General features: G+C 74.1%; 15 protein-coding genes. 5 read left to right on the forward strand and 10 right to left on the reverse strand.

All coding sequences use genetic code 11. The features are described from left to right. Nucleotides 1–156: 156 nt before the first annotated feature. Nucleotides 157–741, forward strand: coding sequence for a hypothetical protein (locus ACMXGY_RS18740; protein ID WP_483774472.1), 585 nt, complete (start codon nucleotides 157–159; stop codon nucleotides 739–741). Continuing rightward, nucleotides 738–1,898 carry an OmpA family protein gene (locus tag ACMXGY_RS18745; protein ID WP_483774473.1) on the forward strand — a complete coding sequence of 387 codons (1,161 nt, stop codon included), beginning with the start codon at nucleotides 738–740 and terminating at the stop codon, nucleotides 1,896–1,898. The genes ACMXGY_RS18740 and ACMXGY_RS18745 overlap by 4 nt, the downstream gene beginning before the upstream one ends. Nucleotides 1,899–1,901: 3 nt before the next feature. On the opposite strand, the gene ACMXGY_RS18750 is transcribed toward ACMXGY_RS18745, so the two are convergent. Then, nucleotides 1,902–2,390, reverse strand: a complete 489-nt coding sequence (locus ACMXGY_RS18750) for a heme-degrading domain-containing protein (RefSeq protein WP_483774474.1) — start codon at nucleotides 2,388–2,390, stop codon at nucleotides 1,902–1,904. Between the two features lie 25 nt (nucleotides 2,391–2,415). Here ACMXGY_RS18750 and ACMXGY_RS18755 point away from each other — a divergent pair, with 25 nt between their 5' ends. After that, complete coding sequence (locus tag ACMXGY_RS18755) at nucleotides 2,416–3,783, forward strand: ADP-ribosylglycohydrolase family protein (protein WP_483774475.1); 1,368 nt, start codon at nucleotides 2,416–2,418, stop codon at nucleotides 3,781–3,783. A 131-nt stretch (nucleotides 3,784–3,914) separates the two neighbouring features. Here ACMXGY_RS18755 and ACMXGY_RS18760 read toward each other — a convergent pair whose 3' ends face one another. The 8 genes from ACMXGY_RS18760 to ACMXGY_RS18795 all read right to left on the reverse strand — a co-directional run bounded on the left by ACMXGY_RS18760 (nucleotide 3,915) and on the right by ACMXGY_RS18795 (nucleotide 13,467). Next, entirely contained in the window at nucleotides 3,915–6,068 is a 2,154-nt protein-coding gene (locus tag ACMXGY_RS18760) for a purple acid phosphatase family protein (protein ID WP_483774476.1), read from the reverse strand. Between the two features lie 257 nt (nucleotides 6,069–6,325). Continuing rightward, on the reverse strand, nucleotides 6,326–7,999 hold the full coding sequence (locus ACMXGY_RS18765) for a collagen-binding domain-containing protein (RefSeq protein WP_483774477.1): 1,674 nt from the start codon (nucleotides 7,997–7,999) through the stop codon (nucleotides 6,326–6,328). A 255-nt stretch (nucleotides 8,000–8,254) separates the two neighbouring features. Further along, entirely contained in the window at nucleotides 8,255–8,587 is a 333-nt protein-coding gene (locus tag ACMXGY_RS18770) for a nuclear transport factor 2-like protein (protein WP_483774478.1), read from the reverse strand. A 59-nt stretch (nucleotides 8,588–8,646) separates the two neighbouring features. After that, nucleotides 8,647–9,504, reverse strand: a complete 858-nt coding sequence (locus ACMXGY_RS18775) for a PaaX family transcriptional regulator (RefSeq protein WP_483774479.1) — start codon at nucleotides 9,502–9,504, stop codon at nucleotides 8,647–8,649. Next, complete coding sequence (locus ACMXGY_RS18780) at nucleotides 9,501–10,826, reverse strand: kynureninase (protein WP_483774480.1); 1,326 nt, start codon at nucleotides 10,824–10,826, stop codon at nucleotides 9,501–9,503. Before ACMXGY_RS18780 ends, ACMXGY_RS18775 begins: the two co-directional genes overlap by 4 nt. Further along, nucleotides 10,823–11,977 carry an amidohydrolase family protein gene (locus ACMXGY_RS18785; protein WP_483774481.1) on the reverse strand — a complete coding sequence of 385 codons (1,155 nt, stop codon included), beginning with the start codon at nucleotides 11,975–11,977 and terminating at the stop codon, nucleotides 10,823–10,825. Before ACMXGY_RS18785 ends, ACMXGY_RS18780 begins: the two co-directional genes overlap by 4 nt. Next, nucleotides 11,974–12,843 (reverse strand): tryptophan 2,3-dioxygenase, encoded by an 870-nt coding sequence (locus ACMXGY_RS18790; protein ID WP_483774482.1) that lies wholly within the window; start codon nucleotides 12,841–12,843, stop codon nucleotides 11,974–11,976. Before ACMXGY_RS18790 ends, ACMXGY_RS18785 begins: the two co-directional genes overlap by 4 nt. A gap of 60 nt (nucleotides 12,844–12,903) precedes the next feature. Then, nucleotides 12,904–13,467, reverse strand: a complete 564-nt coding sequence (locus ACMXGY_RS18795; RefSeq protein WP_483774483.1) for a histidine phosphatase family protein — start codon at nucleotides 13,465–13,467, stop codon at nucleotides 12,904–12,906. A gap of 214 nt (nucleotides 13,468–13,681) precedes the next feature. Here ACMXGY_RS18795 and ACMXGY_RS18800 point away from each other — a divergent pair, with 214 nt between their 5' ends. Continuing rightward, nucleotides 13,682–14,623 carry a ribonuclease Z gene (locus ACMXGY_RS18800; protein ID WP_483774484.1) on the forward strand — a complete coding sequence of 314 codons (942 nt, stop codon included), beginning with the start codon at nucleotides 13,682–13,684 and terminating at the stop codon, nucleotides 14,621–14,623. 102 nt (nucleotides 14,624–14,725) lie between these two features. Here ACMXGY_RS18800 and ACMXGY_RS18805 read toward each other — a convergent pair whose 3' ends face one another. Then, nucleotides 14,726–15,151, reverse strand: coding sequence for a ChaB family protein (locus ACMXGY_RS18805; protein WP_483774485.1), 426 nt, complete (start codon nucleotides 15,149–15,151; stop codon nucleotides 14,726–14,728). Between the two features lie 113 nt (nucleotides 15,152–15,264). Between ACMXGY_RS18805 and ACMXGY_RS18810 the strand changes: the two genes are divergently transcribed. After that, entirely contained in the window at nucleotides 15,265–15,999 is a 735-nt protein-coding gene (locus ACMXGY_RS18810; protein ID WP_483774486.1) for a hypothetical protein, read from the forward strand. Nucleotides 16,000–16,094 lie beyond the last annotated feature (95 nt).

The following is a 16,094-nucleotide window of genomic DNA, read 5'->3' on the forward strand; positions in this document are numbered from 1 at the left end:
GACCGACGCCCACAGACCCGGCCGCGCCGCCCCTGCGCGGCCGGACGCGAACGGGGCCAGCACCGAGGTGCCGGCCCCGTTCGTCGTCCCGGCATGGGTACCTCTCCCCCGGGACGGACCGGGGCTCCACCGCGGACGTCCGCTAGCCTCCGTGCCATGCCGAGCCCCACCCGACCTCGCTCGCCCCTGCCCGCGCCCCGCTCCTCCCGCGCACGCCGCGCCGTCGTGGCCTGTGCCGGCGTCGTCGCCGTAGCGCTCACGCTGGGCGCCTGCTCGGGCGACGCCGAGGAGGGCCCGACGCCCGTGACCGTCGGCGCCGAGGAGTACGAGCCGATCCTCGAGACGCGGCTCCCGGTCCCCGGCTCCGTGGACGACGAGGCGACGGTCGGGCTCGTCTCGCTCACCGCCGACGGCTCCACCGTCGAGCTGCGCGTCCTGTTCACGCCCCACTTCGCGGGCGACGACCCCACCGAGACGTACTCCGTCTACGACATGCTCGGCGGTGACCACAACCCGAGGATCGTGGACGTCGGCGCGCTCACCCAGTACGACGTCGTGTCGGGGTCCGGGACCGATCTCGCGACGGACGTCGTCGCGGCCGAGACGGTCAACGGCCGTCCGGTGATCTACCAGGCGTGGTTCCCCGCCCCCGAGGGCCGGCCGGCGACCGTCGACGTGCGGCTCCACGACGCGTGGCCCGCGTTCGAGGACGTCCCCGTGACGTGGGGGCCGGTGGAATGAGCCGTCGTACCGCACGACCCGCCCTCGCGGGGACCGTCGCCGGGGCGCTCGCCCTCGGTCTCGTCGCCGCGGCCCCGGGCGCCGCTGCCGAGGAGACCCCCGCGGACGGGACGCAGGATCAGGGCTTCGTGCCCGGCGTCGACCCCCTCACGCTCGACGACCTCGGCGGCACGCCGAGCCGCGAGGACCTCGACCGCGCCATCTCGCGGATGGATCCCGGGGTGGCCACGACGTTCGAGCTCGAGGGCGCCGTGACGTCGTTCGAGTACGTCGAGGTCGAGGACGAGGAGGTCGTCGTCACGCTCGAGACCGACGTGCTGTTCGACGTCGACTCCGCGGACCTCTCGGAGGCCGCCGTGGAGCGCGTGCGGGAGATCGCGCGCGAGCTCCCGGAGGGCGTCGCGGCGAGCGTCGACGGGCACACCGACTCGGTCGGCGACGACGCGGCGAACCTCGACCTCTCGCAGCGCCGGGCCCAGGCGGTCGCGGACGCCGCCGCGGCCGAGCGGCCCGACGTGACGTTCGAGGTCCAGGGCTTCGGGGAGTCGGAGCTCAAGGTCACCGAGAGCGGCGACGACGTCGCCACGGCACGCGCGCAGAACCGGCGCGTCGAGCTGCGCTACTCCGGGACGGCTCCCGGCGAGGGCGGCGGCATCGAGATCGAGGAGCACGACGTCGAACCGGTCCGGGGCGAGTTCTCCCCGGGTGACGGGCCGCGCGTCGACCTCGTCGAGGACGCCGAGGCCGTCGCCGAGAAGACCGTCGTCGTGCCGAACGACGAGGGACGAGAGGAGCGCGTGCGGGTCGCGGTCGAGCCGATCGTGGTCCGCGGCTCGATGATGCGGTTGCGGGTCCTCCTCACCCCGCTCGACCCGGTCGACGGTGAGTCCGACCGGATCACCGTGTACGACCTCACGGGCCAGGGCGAGCTGCGCCCCGCGGCCGTGGACCCCTACGCGCTCGTGTCCTACACCCCGGTGCGCGACGGCGGCACCCGGCTCGACTCGGACCCGCTCTACGCCCGGACCGTCGTCGACCGCCCGGTCCGCTACGAGGTGTACCTGCCGCGGCCGGTCGACGAGTCGATCGAGTCGCTGTACGTCAACGTGGAGCCGACGTGGCCCACGTTCGAGGACGTCCCGGTCGTCTGGGACTGAGCCTCAGCCCGCCTGACCGAGGAACCCGCGGAGCGCCTCGACGACGAGCGCGTGGTCGTCGCCCTGCGCGAGCCCGGACACGGTGACGACGCCGACGATCCCCACGCCCTCGACCCGCACCGGGAACGCGCCGCCGTGCGCGGCGTACTCCTGCAGCGGGAGCTCGTGCTTGTCGTTGAACGACGTCCCCTGCGCGCGGTGGCGCAGGCCCACGAGGTACGACGACGCCCCGAACCGCTGCACGACGCGGACCTTGCGCTCGACCCACGTGTCGTTGTCCGGCGTGGTGCCCTCGCGCGCGGCGTGGAACACCTGCTGGGTGCCCTTGCGGACGTCGATCGTCACGGGCAGGTCCCGCTCGTCGGCGAGCTCGACGAGGAGGCACCCGAGCCGCCAGGCGTCGGCGTGGGTGAAGGTCCGGAGCACGAGGTCGCGCTCGTCGGCCTCGACGGAGGCGATGAGGGTGGCGAGGTCGTCTGGCGTCGTCGTCATGGCGTCATCGTGGCACGATCGCGGCGTGACGACGCCTCCCCCCGCTTCCCCGGCCCGTACCGACCCGCTCGACCACGGCGTGCTCGACCGCGCCTCGGGCGTGCTGCTCGCGCAGGCCGCGGGCGACGCTCTCGGCGTGCCGTACGAGTTCGCCATGCCGCCCGGCCCGGGGCAGCGCGACGAGGTCGCGGTCATGCGCGGTGGCGGCCTCGGCCCGTACGCGCCGGGCGAGTGGAGCGACGACACACAGATGTCGGTGTGCGTCGCGCGCGTGACCGCCTCGCACGACGTGCTCTCCCCCGTCCCCGACGCGCTCGGCTCCACGCCGCTCGACGACGTCGCCGCCGCGTTCGAGGCCTGGAGGACCGGCGGTGCGAGCGACGTCGGGACGCAGACGGCGGCGGTGCTCCGGGACGCGGCCGCCCGACGCGGTCCCGCCGCGCGACGCCTGCGCGCGGCGGCCGAGGCGCTGCACGCGGCGACGGGCCGGTCGGCGGGCAACGGCGCGCTCATGCGCACGGGGGTCGTGGGGCTGGTCGCGCTCGACGACCGCGACACCACCGCCCGGGCGGCGCGCGCCGTCGCCGAGCTCACGCACACCGACCCGCTCGCGGGCGAGTCGTGCGTGCTGTGGTCGGAGGCGGTCCGCGTCGCGGTGACCGAGCAGCGGCTCGACGTGCGCGCGGGGCTCGACCTCCTGCCGTCCGACGCCGCCGCGCGCTGGGCCGCCTGGATCGCCGACGCCGAGCTCCCGAGCCCGGCGGTCGACCTCCGCCAGAACGGCTTCACGGTGACGGCGCTCCAGGCGGCGTGGCACGCGATCGCGACGACGGCTCCCGCGCAGCCGTCAGGCCGGCACGACCACCTCGGCGAGGCGCTGCAGGCCGCGGTCGCGATCGGCGGCGACACCGACACCGTCGCGGCGATCGCCGGGGCGTTGCTCGGGGCGCGCTACGGAACGCGAGCCGTGCCGCGGGAGTGGGCGGCGGCCGTCCACGGCTGGCCGGCGATCCGTGCCCGCGTGCTCACCGCGCTCGCGCGCCGCACGGCGCAGGGCGGCCTCGTCCGGGCCGGCGCGCTCACCGGGCCCGACGGCGCCCCGCATTCCTCCCAGCACTGCCCGGTCTGCGGGACGCTCGTCCGGGAGAACCCCCGCTACCCGCGCCACGTGTGCGCGTGGTGCTCCGCGGCGGTCACGGACGAGGCCGGCCGACCCGTGACCCTGTCGAACACGACCTTCACGGGTGGCGGCTACACCGCGTTCGCCCCGGACGGCTCGCCGGCGTCACCTGCCGTCCTCGCGGGTCGCGTGTGGATCGGCGGGGTCGAGCACATCGCGCGCGAGGCGTACTTCGGCGGGATCGTCGTCCAGCCGCTCGACGACGCGTCCTGAGGGCACCGGAGACGACGAACCCGGGGATTCGTGGCCACGGCGGAGTGCCGAACCCGGGGTTGCGCGCCAGCCGGACCGTTCGCTGACGCACAACCCCGGGTTCGGCAGCCGAGCTGCCGCCGGCAGACCGGTCAGCCGCAGGCGAGCGCCGCGAAGGCGACGGTCTGCGCCGAGGACGCGCCGCCGTCGGGCAGGGTCCCGGTCACGGTGACCGAGCCTGCCTCGACCGCCGCCGACCGCGCCGCGAACGACTGGTACGCCGCCGTGCCGGGCGCGACGGCCTCGACCGTACGCTCACCGAAGGGGGTCTCCAGCGTCACGTCGGCCGCGACGTCGCCCGCGTTCGTCGCCCGGACGGCGACGTAGGCCTTGCCGGCGAGGCAGCGCGTGCTGGTCTCGACGTCGAGCGCCGGTCCGGCGGCGTCGGAGCGCTGCAGCGTGACCTGGTCGACGACGCGCTGCGTGCCGGTCGTGTACGTCGTGACGGTGAGCGCAGACGGCGTGACGTCGATGTCCGAGTAGCTCGCCTCGCGCGACTGCTCCCAGCGCGCCGTCCACGGCTTCGCGCCGTCGAAGTCGTAGAACTTCGAGGCCGACGACGAGTTGCCGGTGAGGTAGAGGACCTGGTCCTCGTCCGGGGTGAGCACGTCGCCCTCGGCAGGCACCGCGTCCTGGACGACCGGCGTCGTGCCCTCCATGAGGTGCGACCGCGTGTAGATGTGGTCGTGGCCCGCGAGCACGAGGTCCACGCCGAGGTCGCTGAGCACCGGCGAAAGGGCCTCGCGCAGACGGACGACGTCCGTGTCGCGCGAGTGGAAAGCCTGGGAGTACAGCGAGTGGTGGAACGTCACGACGACCCACGCGTACTCGTCCCCGTGCGTCCCGATCACGTCGCGCAGGAACGTCTCGTGCTTCTCGATCTCGGCCGGGTCGGAGTCGTTCGAGTCGATGGCGACGACGAGCACGTCGTTGTAGCCGTACCAGTAGTCGCGTCGAGGGTCCGTCGAGAGGTTCGGCATCGCGTAGTGCTGGTCGTAGAGGGCAGACGCGGTGTCGTGGTTGCCGTCCTGCGTCGCGAACCGCAGCTCGCGCATCTGGCGCGGCGCGAGGAAGCCCGTGTACTGGGCCGTGCTGCCTGCGCTGTCGACCTGGTCGCCCGCGGAGACGAGGAACGCGCTGTCGGGGTGGCGGCCGGTCATCGTGTCGAGGTTCGCGGCCCAGCGGGCCGAGTCGTTCGCGGCGTTGCCACTCGCGCCGATCTGCGCGTCACCGACGAAGAGGAACGAGAACTCGTCGCCGAACGTGCCGGTGTCGAACGTGCTCGGCTCCGACCACCCGGTCGCGGCGCCGCCCACGCGGTACGCGTACGACGCGTGCTCCGCGAGACCGGTCATGGTCGCGTGGTGGTACGTCGCGCCGTCGGCGGCCGTGCCGCTCGTGGACGACGACGTCGCCGCGGCCGACCAGTCGACCTCGCCGACCGCCTCGTCGACGCGGGCCCACTGCACCTCGCCCGCACCGGGCAGGGTGGAGAACCACGCGACGTTCGCCTGCGTCTCGTCCGCGCCGACGTTCAGGGCGACGTCGCGCACCTCGCCGTGCGTGGGGACGAGCGAGCGCACGTCCAGGTAGATGTCCGAGCTCGTCGGCGCGTCCTGGTAGAGCGCGACGGAGATCGTGTTCTCGCCCGGGACGAAGGCGTCGGAGGGGACGACGAACGTGCCCGTCACCGGGTCGGTACGGCCGTTGCCGTGGTACTGCAGGTTCTCGGTGATCTCGCGGCCGTCGTCGCCGAGGCGCACGACCTCCTCGCCGTTCACGTAGACGATCACGGCGTCGTCGTAGACGATCTCGCCCTCGAACGCGGGGACACCGTCGAGGTCCGCCGCGGTGAGCTCCACGTCGGTGCGGAAGAAGAAGGTGGGGACGTCCGTCGTCGTGCCCTCGACGTACTGCGTGAGGAGCGTGGTGATCGGGAACGCGTCCCCGATGCCCGTCGCCGCTCCGCGCTTGGCGCCGAACGCGCCGGTCGCGGTCTTCCATGCGGAGTCGTCGAACGCGGTGGTCGTCCACGCGCGCTGGTTCGCCTCGGCCCCGGCCGGGTTCGTGTTGTCGTCGAGGTAGCGCCACGCGGTGCCGGTGGTCGAGAGGAGCGACTCGTCGGCAGCGGCCGCAGGTGCCGCGGTCGTCGCCGCTGTGGCGAGCACCGCGCCGGCCAGCGTCAGGGCGAGCACGGAGGCCGTGCCGCGACGGGTCGCGCTGCCTCCGGAGGAGTGCGGGGTCATCGGGTTCCTTCGCTGGTCGGAGGGCCGCGTGGCGACGGCCGTCGGACCACCGTGGCCACGCCGCGCCGGAACGGGAAGCGCTGTCACGCTAGGGAGCCCAGGTGGCGCAGACCGGTACTCGCGGTGAACGGCGCGCGTCGATCGGGTGGCCTCGCCGACGACCGACCACCTGAGACGGCCGAACCCCGGGTTGCGCGGCCTTCGACACGGCGAAGGACGCACGACCCGGGGTTCGGCGGCGGTCGGTGGACGACCCGTCACACGCTCCGACGACGCCGGACGACGAGCGCCGTCACACCCAGCCCGGCGAGCGCGAGGGCCGCGACGACGACGCCGGCGGTCTGTGCTCCCGTCGTCGCCAGGCCGTCCGGCGTCCCGGCGCCCGGACCGGCCGCCCCGTCCGAGGGCTCCGTCGGCACGGCCGGCGTCGTGGGCTGCGTCGGGTCGGTCGGGTCGGTCGGGTCGGTCGGGTCGGTCGGGGTCGTCGGGTCGGTCGGCGTCGGCGTGACCGGCTCGCCCGCGTTGTTGGTCAGCACGACCTCGACGTCGGTGCCCGTGCCGACCTCGACCCGCACCGTGCCGTCGGCACCCGGCTCGACGGCGTCGCCGTCCACCTGCCACGTCGGCTCGCCCCACTCGACACCGGGGACCTGGGGGAACGTCGGCTCGGACAGCACGACCTCGGTGCCTGCCGGGAGCTCGTCGATCGTCGCCGACCCGTCGACGGGGACGGTCAGTTCGTCGGTGGCCCCGCCGTCGACGGAGTACGCGACGGTGAAGACGGTGCCGTCCGGGACGGCGGACGCGGCGTCGCCCGTGACGAGCTTGGTGAGGGTGACGCTGCCCTGCTCCTCGACCGGCGTCGTCGCGCACGGGATCGCTCCGGCGAAGAGGTAGGCGTGGGCCTCGCCGCCCAGGAGGGTGAGGTCGTGGGCCACGACCTGACCGTCGAGCGGTGCGGCGTCCACGGTCAGGTCGGCATCCGGCGCGTACACCGAGCCGTCGACGCGGGTCCCGGCGCCGTCGAGCGTCACCGTGCCGTCGAGCTGCGAGAGGTCCCACAGGACGAATCGCGCGACCTGCCCCTCGTTCCCGAACACCTTGCCCTTGACCTCGGTGGTCCCCGCAGGGACGGAGACGATCAGCGGCGCGTCGACCGACGGCAGCGTGCCGTCGGCGAACTGGACGGTGTAGGCGTCTGCGATCGCCGCGTAGTCGACGACGTTCGGCCGGCCCGGCTCGACGGCGGACAGCACGACCCGGTCACCGACGTCCTCGGTCACCGTGAGCTCGTGCGCCACGCCGGAGGGCACGAGGTCGGCGAGGCACTGACGGATCTCGTCCGGCCCGGTCGCGCCGGACTCGACGTACCCGGCGACCGAGTCGCCCACGGTCGCGACGGTCGCCGCGCCGTCGGGCCACTTCTGGTTGGTCGCGTCGATCGACGGCGCGTCGTCGACCGTCGTGCGGTACCGCACCCAGTCGGCGCGCTGGTAGGTGCCGAACGCCGGGTCCTCCCCGACCACCTTGAGGTAGCCCTGGAGCTCGGGACCGCTGCCCGCGGGCACGCCCGCGTTCGTGATCTGCGCCGTGCCGGACGACGTCGCGTAGCTCCCGACGAGCAGGCGCGTCGGGTCGCCGTCGACGGTGGGAATCATGTAGTCCGCGGTCCCGGCGACGTGGTGGACGATCGGGTACATGCCGCCGTGCGCACGGACGCTGAGCTCGCCGGCGACCGCGATCGCGCCCTCGGTCTCGTGGTTGTCGAGGTGGGCGTCCCCTCGGGCGTAGACGCTGAAGCCGCCGGCGAGGTCGAAGGGGTTGACCGGCTCCGTGGCAGCCTGGGCGCCCGTCGCCGGGAGCACGGTCCCGGCCGCGACGACGCCCGCGACGACGAGGAGCGCACCGGCCCGGCGACCACGTCGGGCCATGATGGTTGACTGGGACAACTTCAATGCGGACAGCGTCGAGCGGCTCATCACTACCTGGGGGGTTCGGGGTCACGGTCGGCGGGCCGGGGGCGGTCCGCTCTCCCACGGTAGGTCGACCTGGACGGTTGTCCAGGTCTCAGGAGCGGGTGAACCCGACCCGTTGTGAGCAACCCCACGGCGAGCGACGGGGACCTTCTCCCGGTGTGTCGGCGATGTCCCGAACGCGCCGGCGCACCACCGGACGGATGGTCGTGCTCAGGAGATGACGAGGCTCGCGATCAGGCCGTCGCGGAGGAGGATCATGAAGGTGGCCGGGCCGTTGTACCCGTCACCGGAGACGGTGAGGTCGAGCAGCAGCTCGCCCTGGCTCTCGCCGTCACGCAGGCCCGTGACGTCGAAGTGCGACCGCTTGCCGATGTTGTCCGTGCGATCCCAGCTCGCGAGCTCGTCGTGCCCCTGGAACCGGCGACCCCAGTCGTCCAGAAACCCGTCGTCGGTGAACGCGGTGAGGAACCGGGCGGAGTCACCGGCGTTCGTCGCGTCGACGAGCGTGCGCAGGGCGGGTGGGAGCTCGACGGTGTCGGCCATGGTCCCAGGCTCGCACGACGACCCCCGTCCGTCGCGCCGTCACCCGTGAGCCGGCCTGGCTAGGGCGAGGGCGAGGGCGAGGAGACGGTCGTCTGCGCGAAGCGGCTCGCCGGCCCGGCGAGCTCCCGGCGGAGCCCGTCGAACAGCGCGACGCTCGACGTGCCCGGCCAGTCCCGGGGCAGCGCCGAGGGAGGCAGCCCCGGGTCGGCGTACGGGATCGGCCTCCAGTCGTCGACGGCGCGCACCCATCGGGCGAACGCAGCGCGGGGCGAGCGGGCCCCCGTGTCGAGCGCGGCGCCGTCGGGCACCTCGCCGCCGTGCCGCGCGAGGAACGTGCGGTGCAGTGCGGCGATCCGCCCGAGGTCCCACCAGCGTCCGGCGGCGTCGGCGAACGGCCCGGCCACGCGGGGCGGCCCCGCCTCGAACACCGTCGCGGCGTCGCGGACGTCGAGCCCGACCAGCACCTCCTCGACCTCGCCCGTGAGGTGGCCGGGTGCGATCCACAGGCCGTCCGCGACGGTCCCCGCCCCGAGCCACGCCAGGTGCCGCCGGAGCTGGTGGCGCGCGTCGCGCCGCTCCTCGGGCAGCGAGTACGACACGAGGCACCACGGGTCGCCGTCCTCCTGCTGGCGATACGTGAAGATCCGCCGGTCGCCGCGCGCGAGCATCGCCTCGGCACCAGGCGCGAGACGGTACCCCGCGCGGCCGTCGCCGACGTCGGGCACGAGCAGACCGCGCGCCTTGACGCGTGAGACCGCACTGCGCGCCCCGGCGGACGGGACGTCGAGCGCGGCCATCAGCTCGACGAGGTCCGCGACCGCGACCCACCCGCCCAGGTCGCGCAGGTACAGCCCGACGACGGTGCGCAGCAACGACGTGGTGCTCCCGGGCCGCGCGTCGAGGTCGTCGAGGATCACGCGCTCGCCGCTCCCGGCACGTCCTGGTCGCGCGCGTCAGCCGCTCCGGCGCGGGGCGACGCGTTACCGTCGAGCACCTCCGCGAGCGCGTCCCGGACCGCCTCGACGCCGACGCGCACCTCGTCGAAGCGGGTGGAGAGCGGCGACAGACCGAGGCGCAGGCCGTTCGGACGCCGGAAGTCGGGGATGACGCCGCGCTCCCACAGCAGCGGGAGGGTCGCCTCGAACGCGTCGTGGTCGACGGTGACGTGGCTCCCTCGGCGCTCGGCATCGCGCGGCGACGCGTACCGGGCGCCGAGCGGGAGGAGCAGGTCGTCCGCGAGCGCCGTGGCGTACTCCGTGAGCGCGACGGACTTCTCCCGGACCGCAGGCATCCCCGCGGCGTCGACCAGGTCGAGCATGTCCTGCATCGCGAGCATCCCGACGATCGCTGGCGTCCCCGAGAGGAACCGCCGGATCCCGTCGTGCGGCGCGTACGCGGGGCCCATCTCGAACGGCGCGGCGCTGCCCATCCAGCCCTGGATCGGCTGGGTCAGCTCGACCTGGAGGTCGGCGCGCACGTACCCGAAGGCGGGCGCGCCCGGGCCGCCGTTGAGGTACTTGTACGTGCAGCCCGCCGCGAGGTCGACGCCCCACGCGTCGAGCTCGAGGGGCACCGCCCCGACCGAGTGGCACAGGTCCCACAGGACGAGCGCGCCGGCGTCGTGCGCGAGGCGCGTGATCGCGGCGGCGTCGCTCACGTAGCCCGACCGGTACGCGACGTGGCTCAGCACGACGAGCGCGGTCCGCTCGGAGAGGACGGCGGCGACCTGCTCGGGCGTGACGCCGCCGTCGTGCGTCGGGGTGATCCAGCGCAGCGTCGCGCCGTGCTCGCGCGCGACGCCCTCCAGCACGTAGCGGTCGGTCGGGAAGTTGCCGGCGTCCAGCACGATCTCGTCGCGGCCCGCGACCTGCGGCGCAGAGAGCGCGGCCCGCACGAGCTTGTAGAGGATCACCGTCGTGGAGTCGCCGACGAACGTCTGGCCGCTCGCCGCGCCGAGCGTCACCGCGCCGATGCGGTCACCGAGCGTGAGGGGCAGCTCGTACCACTCCTCGTCCCACCCGCGGATGAGTCGCGCACCCCACCGCTCGGTCGCGAACCGCGCGAGTCGGTCGGCGGACGCGCGGGTCGGACGGCCGAGCGAGTTGCCGTCGAGGTAGGCCGTCACCTCGTCGGAGTCGACGAACGCGTCCCGGAACCGCGCGAGCGGGTCGGCCGCGTCGAGGGCGGCGGCACGTGCGGCGTGGTCGGTCGACCGCGTGCCGGTCGTCGCGTCGGTCATGGCTGCTCCTCCGGGGTGCGAGTTGTGTGCTGATCGGGTGCGGGCTCGGGCCGCTCGACTACGACGGCGCGCGCGAGCCACGCGACGGTGGCCTCCGTGCTGTCGGGGTCGGGCGGGTCGCCCGGGATCCACGTCGCGAGAGATGCACTCCCGGTCGAGCGATGCACTCCCGCGTGCATCTCTCGACCGGGAGTGCATCTCTCGGCGGCGGAGTCGTGGGTGAGGGCTGCGAGGAGCGCGCGTGCGTCGAGACCTGCCGCCGCGAGCGCCCGCAGCTCGCGCACGTTCACGCCGAGCGGCAACGGCCCGTTGCCGAGGTCCGTCCCGTAGACGACCGTCCCGCCGAGCGCGACGAACCGGCGGACGTTGTCGATCGCGACGTCCTGCTCGGCCGTCGGGCTACCCCAGCCGTGGATGTCGAGCGTGCTCACCCAGGCCATGCGGCTCCGCCCCGCCCCGCCGAACACGACGTTGCCCACGTTATCGGGCCTATCCCGTGCGTAACCCCGTGCTCGACGGCGCGCAGTGTCGTGCTCGGCGTGGGTGGCGGCAGGGTGGGTGTCGGGGCCCCAGGGGCGCGGGCGGCCCATCGCGGCGAGCAGGGCGTCGGGCAGGCGCTCGCTGAACGGCGCGTGCGCGAGCCGGTCGACACCGGCCTCGAACGCGTGCGCCGCCATGCCCTTCCCCTCGGTGTGCGCGACGACGTCCTGGCCCCGCGCGTGGGCGTGTCCGACGAGCGCGGCGAGCGTGACGTCGTCGGGCACGGGACCGGCGTCGGCGTGCAGCGCGACCTTGACGAACGCCGCGCCCGCCGCAACCTGGCGGTCGACGGCGGCGACGGCCTCGTCGGGGTTCGCGACGGCCTCGACGGACCCCGGAGGGGCCCACGACCGGTCCGACGGGTAGCCGCCCGGCGCGGTGAGGAACGCGCCTGCGAAGGCGACCTCGGGGAAGCCGGGCGTGCCGGGCCAGGTGCGCGCGACGTCGGGCACCCACCCGAGGTCGTGCACGACGGCGATCCCGCCGCGCCGCACCGCGACGGGATCGACGAGGCCGAGGTGCACGTGCGCGTCGACGAACGGCGGCAGGAGCGTCCCCCCGTCCACGACCTGGCCGAAACGGCCGGACCCACCCGCCCGGCCGGACGTCACGACCGACCGATCTCGGTGCGGACGGCGAACAGCTCGGGGAAGAACGTGAGGTCGAGCGCCTTCTGCAGGAACCCGACGCCGCTCGACCCACCCGTGCCGCGCTTGGTGCCGATGATGCGCAGCACCGTCTTCATGTGGCGGAACCGCCAGAGCTGGAAGTTGTCCTCGAGGTCGACGAGCTCCTCGCACGTCTCGTACTCCGACCAGTGCGCCTCGGGGTCGTCGTAGATGCGGCGGAAGACCTCGACGAGGTCGTCGTCGAGCGCGTGCGCGACGGTGAGGTCGCGGTCGAGGACCCGCTGCGGCACGTCGTGGCCCTGGCGCGCGAGGTGGCGCAGGAACTCGTCGTAGACGCTCGGCTCGGCGAGCAGCCGGGCGAGCTCGGCGCGCGCCCCGGGCTCGGCGTCGAACACCGCGAGCATGCGCGCGTTCTTGTTGCCGAGCAGGAACTCCACCGCGCGGTACTGCCAGGACTGGAAGCCCGACGCGTGCCCGAGGAACCCGCGGAACTGGGCGTACTCGCTCGGCGTGAGCGTCGCGAGGACGGACCACTGCTCGGTGAGCGTGCGCTGGACGTGCTTGACGCGCGCGATGCGCTTGAGCGCGGCGCCGAGCTCGTCGGCGGCGAGGAGGTCGCGCGCGGAGAGCAGCTCGTGGAGGACGAGCTTGAGCCACAGCTCGGTCGTCTGGTGCTGGACGATGAAGAGCATCTCGTCGTGGTGCTCGGGGTCGCTCACCGGCTCCTGCGCGGCGAGCAGCGTGTCGAGGTGCAGGTACGACCCGTACGTCATCTGCTCGCGGAGGTCCGTGACGATGTCGGACTCGAGCGCGCGCTCGTTGGGCGCGGGCAGCGGTGCGTCGGCCATCCGGCGAGCGTATGTCATGATCGTGACGAGCGCCAGGACAGCGTCACATGGCTCACGAGCTCAGTCCGCCTCGGCGCGCCGCTCCTCCTCCGCGACGGACTCGCCCGTCGGGTCCTCGGCGACGTGGTCGTCGAGGAACGCGCCGCCCAGCGGGCCGTCGCTCAGGCCGACGAGACGCCAGCCCGACGTCGGGTCCCCCTCGACCTCGATCAGGCCCGTGTTGGCGAGCGGCGTCCACGCGAGCAGGTCGACGTCCACCCCCGCGACCCGTGCGCACACCCACGCGCGGATCGCCGCGCCGTGGGACACGACGACGGCGGTCTCCCACCCGGTCTGCGCGACGCTCTCGAGGGCGTCGTCGTAGCGGCCGAGGAACTCGGTGCCGTCGGGACCGCCGGGCATCCTGCGCCCGGGCTCACCGCGACCCCACGCGAACACCGTCTCCAGGTAGCGCATGTGGTCGTCGTGGTGGGCCGACATCTCGAGGTCCCCGGCGTCGACCTCGCGCAGCCCGTCGAGGACGAGCGGCTCGCCGCCTCCTCCACCGCCGTCGAGGCGCTCGAGGAGCGGGGCCGCCGTGAGCCCCGTGCGCACGAGCGTCGAGACCGCGACCCCCTCGATCACGCGGTCCGCGAGCGCGTCGGGGATCGCGGCGGCCTTGACGAGCGCCGAGCGCGGTGAGGCCGGGCCCCGGCAGGGCGGTGTCGAGCAGGCCGGCGACGTTGGACGGGGTCTGTCCGTGACGGACGAGCAGCAGGCGCATGGTTCTCCGGGTTCCGCGAGTCTCGACAGTGGTCTCCCGCCACCCTACGAGCCGTGCGCGTGGCACGCTGGCGCCATGTCCCGCCGCGAGCTCGTCGTGCTGGGGACCGCGAGCATGGTCCCGACGCGCACCCGCAACCACAACGGCTACGTCCTGTTCTGGGACGACGAGGCGATCCTCTTCGACCCCGGCGAGGGGACGCAGCGCCAGATGACCCTCGCCGGCGTGTCCGCGACCGACCTCACGCGCATCGCGATCACGCACCTGCACGGCGACCACAGCCTCGGCCTCGCGGGCGTGTCCCAGCGCATCAGCGGCGACGCGGTGCGGCACACGATCGGGGTGACCTACCCGGCGTCGGGCCAGCGGTGGGTCGACCACCTGCTCGACGCGAGCGCGCACTTCCGCCGCGGGCACCTCGAGCTGCAGCCGCTCACGACGGACGGTGTCGTCCCGCCCGTCTCCGGCCGCCCGGAGCCGGGCTTCACGCTGCGCGCCGAGCGGCTCGACCACACGCTCGAGGCCATGGGGTACCGCCTCGACGAGCCGGACGGCCGGTCGCTCGACCCGGCGCTGCTCGTGCGGCACGGGCTCGCGGGCCCGGTCGTGGGTGAGCTGCAGCGCACGGGGGTCGTGACGGCTCCCGACGGCCGGACCGTGACGCTCGACGAGGTGAGCCGGCCTCGTCCCGGCCAGTCATTCGCGTTCGTCATGGACACGCGCCTGTGCGACGCGGTGCACCGGCTCGCGGACGGCGTCGACCTGCTCGTCATCGAGTCGACGTTCCTCGACCGCGACCGCGACCAGGCCGAGCGCTGGGGCCACCTCACGGCGCGCCAGGCCGCGACGGTCGCCGCCGAGGCGGGCGTGCGGTCGCTCGTGCTCACGCACTTCTCCCAGCGCTACCCCGACCCGACCGAGTACTGGCGCGAGGCGCGCGAGGTGTACGACGGCGAGCTCACCGTCGCCGCCGACCTCGACCGCGTCCGCGTCCCGCCCCGCCGCCACCCCGCCTGACACCTCGAACGACCACGGTTCTACCTCGCGAGGTAGAACCCTGGTCCGCCCAGGTAGAGCTATGGTCCCGCGAGGTAGAACCGTGGTCGTGCCCGACGGCGGTCAGTCGCCGCGCGCGCGGCGGGTCTCGCGGTCGTTGGCGCGCTGGATCGCGTCGACGAGCTCGTCCTTCGACATCGACGACCGGCCGTCGACGTCGAGCCGGCGTGCGACGTCGAGCAGGTGCTCCTTGCTCGCGTTGGCGTCGACGCCGCCCGCGGTGTCGGAGCTCGAGTCGAGCCCACCTTCCTCGGCGCGTGCGTCCGACGGGCCGGGCTCGTCCTTGGGCTCCCAGTGGTCGCCGATCTTCTCGTGCGTGTGCTTGAGCGCCGCGAACGCCACGCGTCGCGCGCGCTGGTCCGAGCCGTACTGCTCCATCGCGGCGTCGTACGCCTTGGCGAAGGTGCGCTGCGCCTTCTCGTCGGAGCGCTGCAGCGTGCTCGGGATCTCGGACTGCTTCGCGTCGCCGTCGCGCGTGGTCTTCGGCACGGGTCACACCTCCTGCTGTACGACGGCGGTCGCCGCCTCCCCCGAGCGTCTCGCCTCAGGCTGCGGCTCGCTCGTCGGGCGCGAGCCGGCCGGGTCCGGCCTACGCTGCGCGGATGTCGAGCGTGCTCCGCTTCCGTGGCCGCATCGCCGGTTGGGGCACCGCGTCGGGGACGCGTGTCGTCGTCGGCCGCTGGGACGCGTCGCCGTTCGGCGCGTTCTCCGACGTCATGGTCGAGCGGCCCGACGGCGAGCGGCTCCTGCTCGCGCCGTCGCGCCAGGTCGCGGACCTCGTCGGAGCGACGTACCGCTTCGACCGCGTCGAGGTCTGTCCCGTAGCGGTCACGGACCTCGATCCGGAGACGGAGCTCGACCGACCAGAGTTCTACCTCGACCAACCACGGTTCTACCTCGCGCGACCAGGGTTCTACTTCGGCAGACCAGGGTTCTACCTCGGCAGACGGGGGTACTCGCTCGCCGGGGCCAGCGCCTGGCGGGTCGTGGCCGGGCCGCTCGAGGCGACGGTCGTCGTCGGGCGCCGGACCGCCCTGGGCCGGGTGCTGCGCGTGCTGCCACGGCGCCTCACGACGTCGCGCCACGCCACCGCGCTCACCGACCCGGTCGCGCGGGTGCTGCTGCGCGGTGTCCGGACGCGCGGCAGCGCGGGGCCGGGGCGCGTCGAGCACTACGGCGCGACGGACGTGCGCGCGATCGTGGCCGCGCGCACGGCGTGGGACGGCGAGCCCCTCGGTGACCTGCGCGACGTCGACCCGACCGTGCGGTTCGGGTTCGGGTCGACGCCGCGGCGCCCGGCCGTGACCGACGTCGTGACGACGATCGTCACGCGCTGAGGCCCAGAACACGCCGAACCCGGGGTTTCACGTCAGACGACGGCCGTCGTGACGCGCAACCCCGGGTTCGGCGGCGAGCAGTGACCCCGATGCGG

The sequence above is a fragment of the Cellulosimicrobium sp. G4 BAM 1002 genome (genome assembly GCF_057126935.1).

What these genes read in the sequence shown, in the direction of transcription:
- ACMXGY_RS18810 (WP_483774486.1), top strand. Translation starts at nt 15,265, where the DNA reads ATGTCGAGCGTGCTCCGCTTCCGTGGCCGCATCGCCGGTTGGGGCACC.
- ACMXGY_RS18780 (WP_483774480.1), bottom strand. Translation starts at nt 10,826, where the DNA reads ATGACCGACGCGACGACCGGCACGCGGTCGACCGACCACGCCGCACGT.
- ACMXGY_RS18770 (WP_483774478.1), bottom strand. Translation starts at nt 8,587, where the DNA reads ATGGCCGACACCGTCGAGCTCCCACCCGCCCTGCGCACGCTCGTCGAC.
- ACMXGY_RS18745 (WP_483774473.1), top strand. Translation starts at nt 738, where the DNA reads ATGAGCCGTCGTACCGCACGACCCGCCCTCGCGGGGACCGTCGCCGGG.
- ACMXGY_RS18800 (WP_483774484.1), top strand. Translation starts at nt 13,682, where the DNA reads ATGTCCCGCCGCGAGCTCGTCGTGCTGGGGACCGCGAGCATGGTCCCG.
- ACMXGY_RS18790 (WP_483774482.1), bottom strand. Translation starts at nt 12,843, where the DNA reads ATGGCCGACGCACCGCTGCCCGCGCCCAACGAGCGCGCGCTCGAGTCC.
- ACMXGY_RS18750 (WP_483774474.1), bottom strand. Translation starts at nt 2,390, where the DNA reads ATGACGACGACGCCAGACGACCTCGCCACCCTCATCGCCTCCGTCGAG.
- ACMXGY_RS18765 (WP_483774477.1), bottom strand. Translation starts at nt 7,999, where the DNA reads ATGGCCCGACGTGGTCGCCGGGCCGGTGCGCTCCTCGTCGTCGCGGGC.
- ACMXGY_RS18740 (WP_483774472.1), top strand. Translation starts at nt 157, where the DNA reads ATGCCGAGCCCCACCCGACCTCGCTCGCCCCTGCCCGCGCCCCGCTCC.
- ACMXGY_RS18760 (WP_483774476.1), bottom strand. Translation starts at nt 6,068, where the DNA reads ATGACCCCGCACTCCTCCGGAGGCAGCGCGACCCGTCGCGGCACGGCC.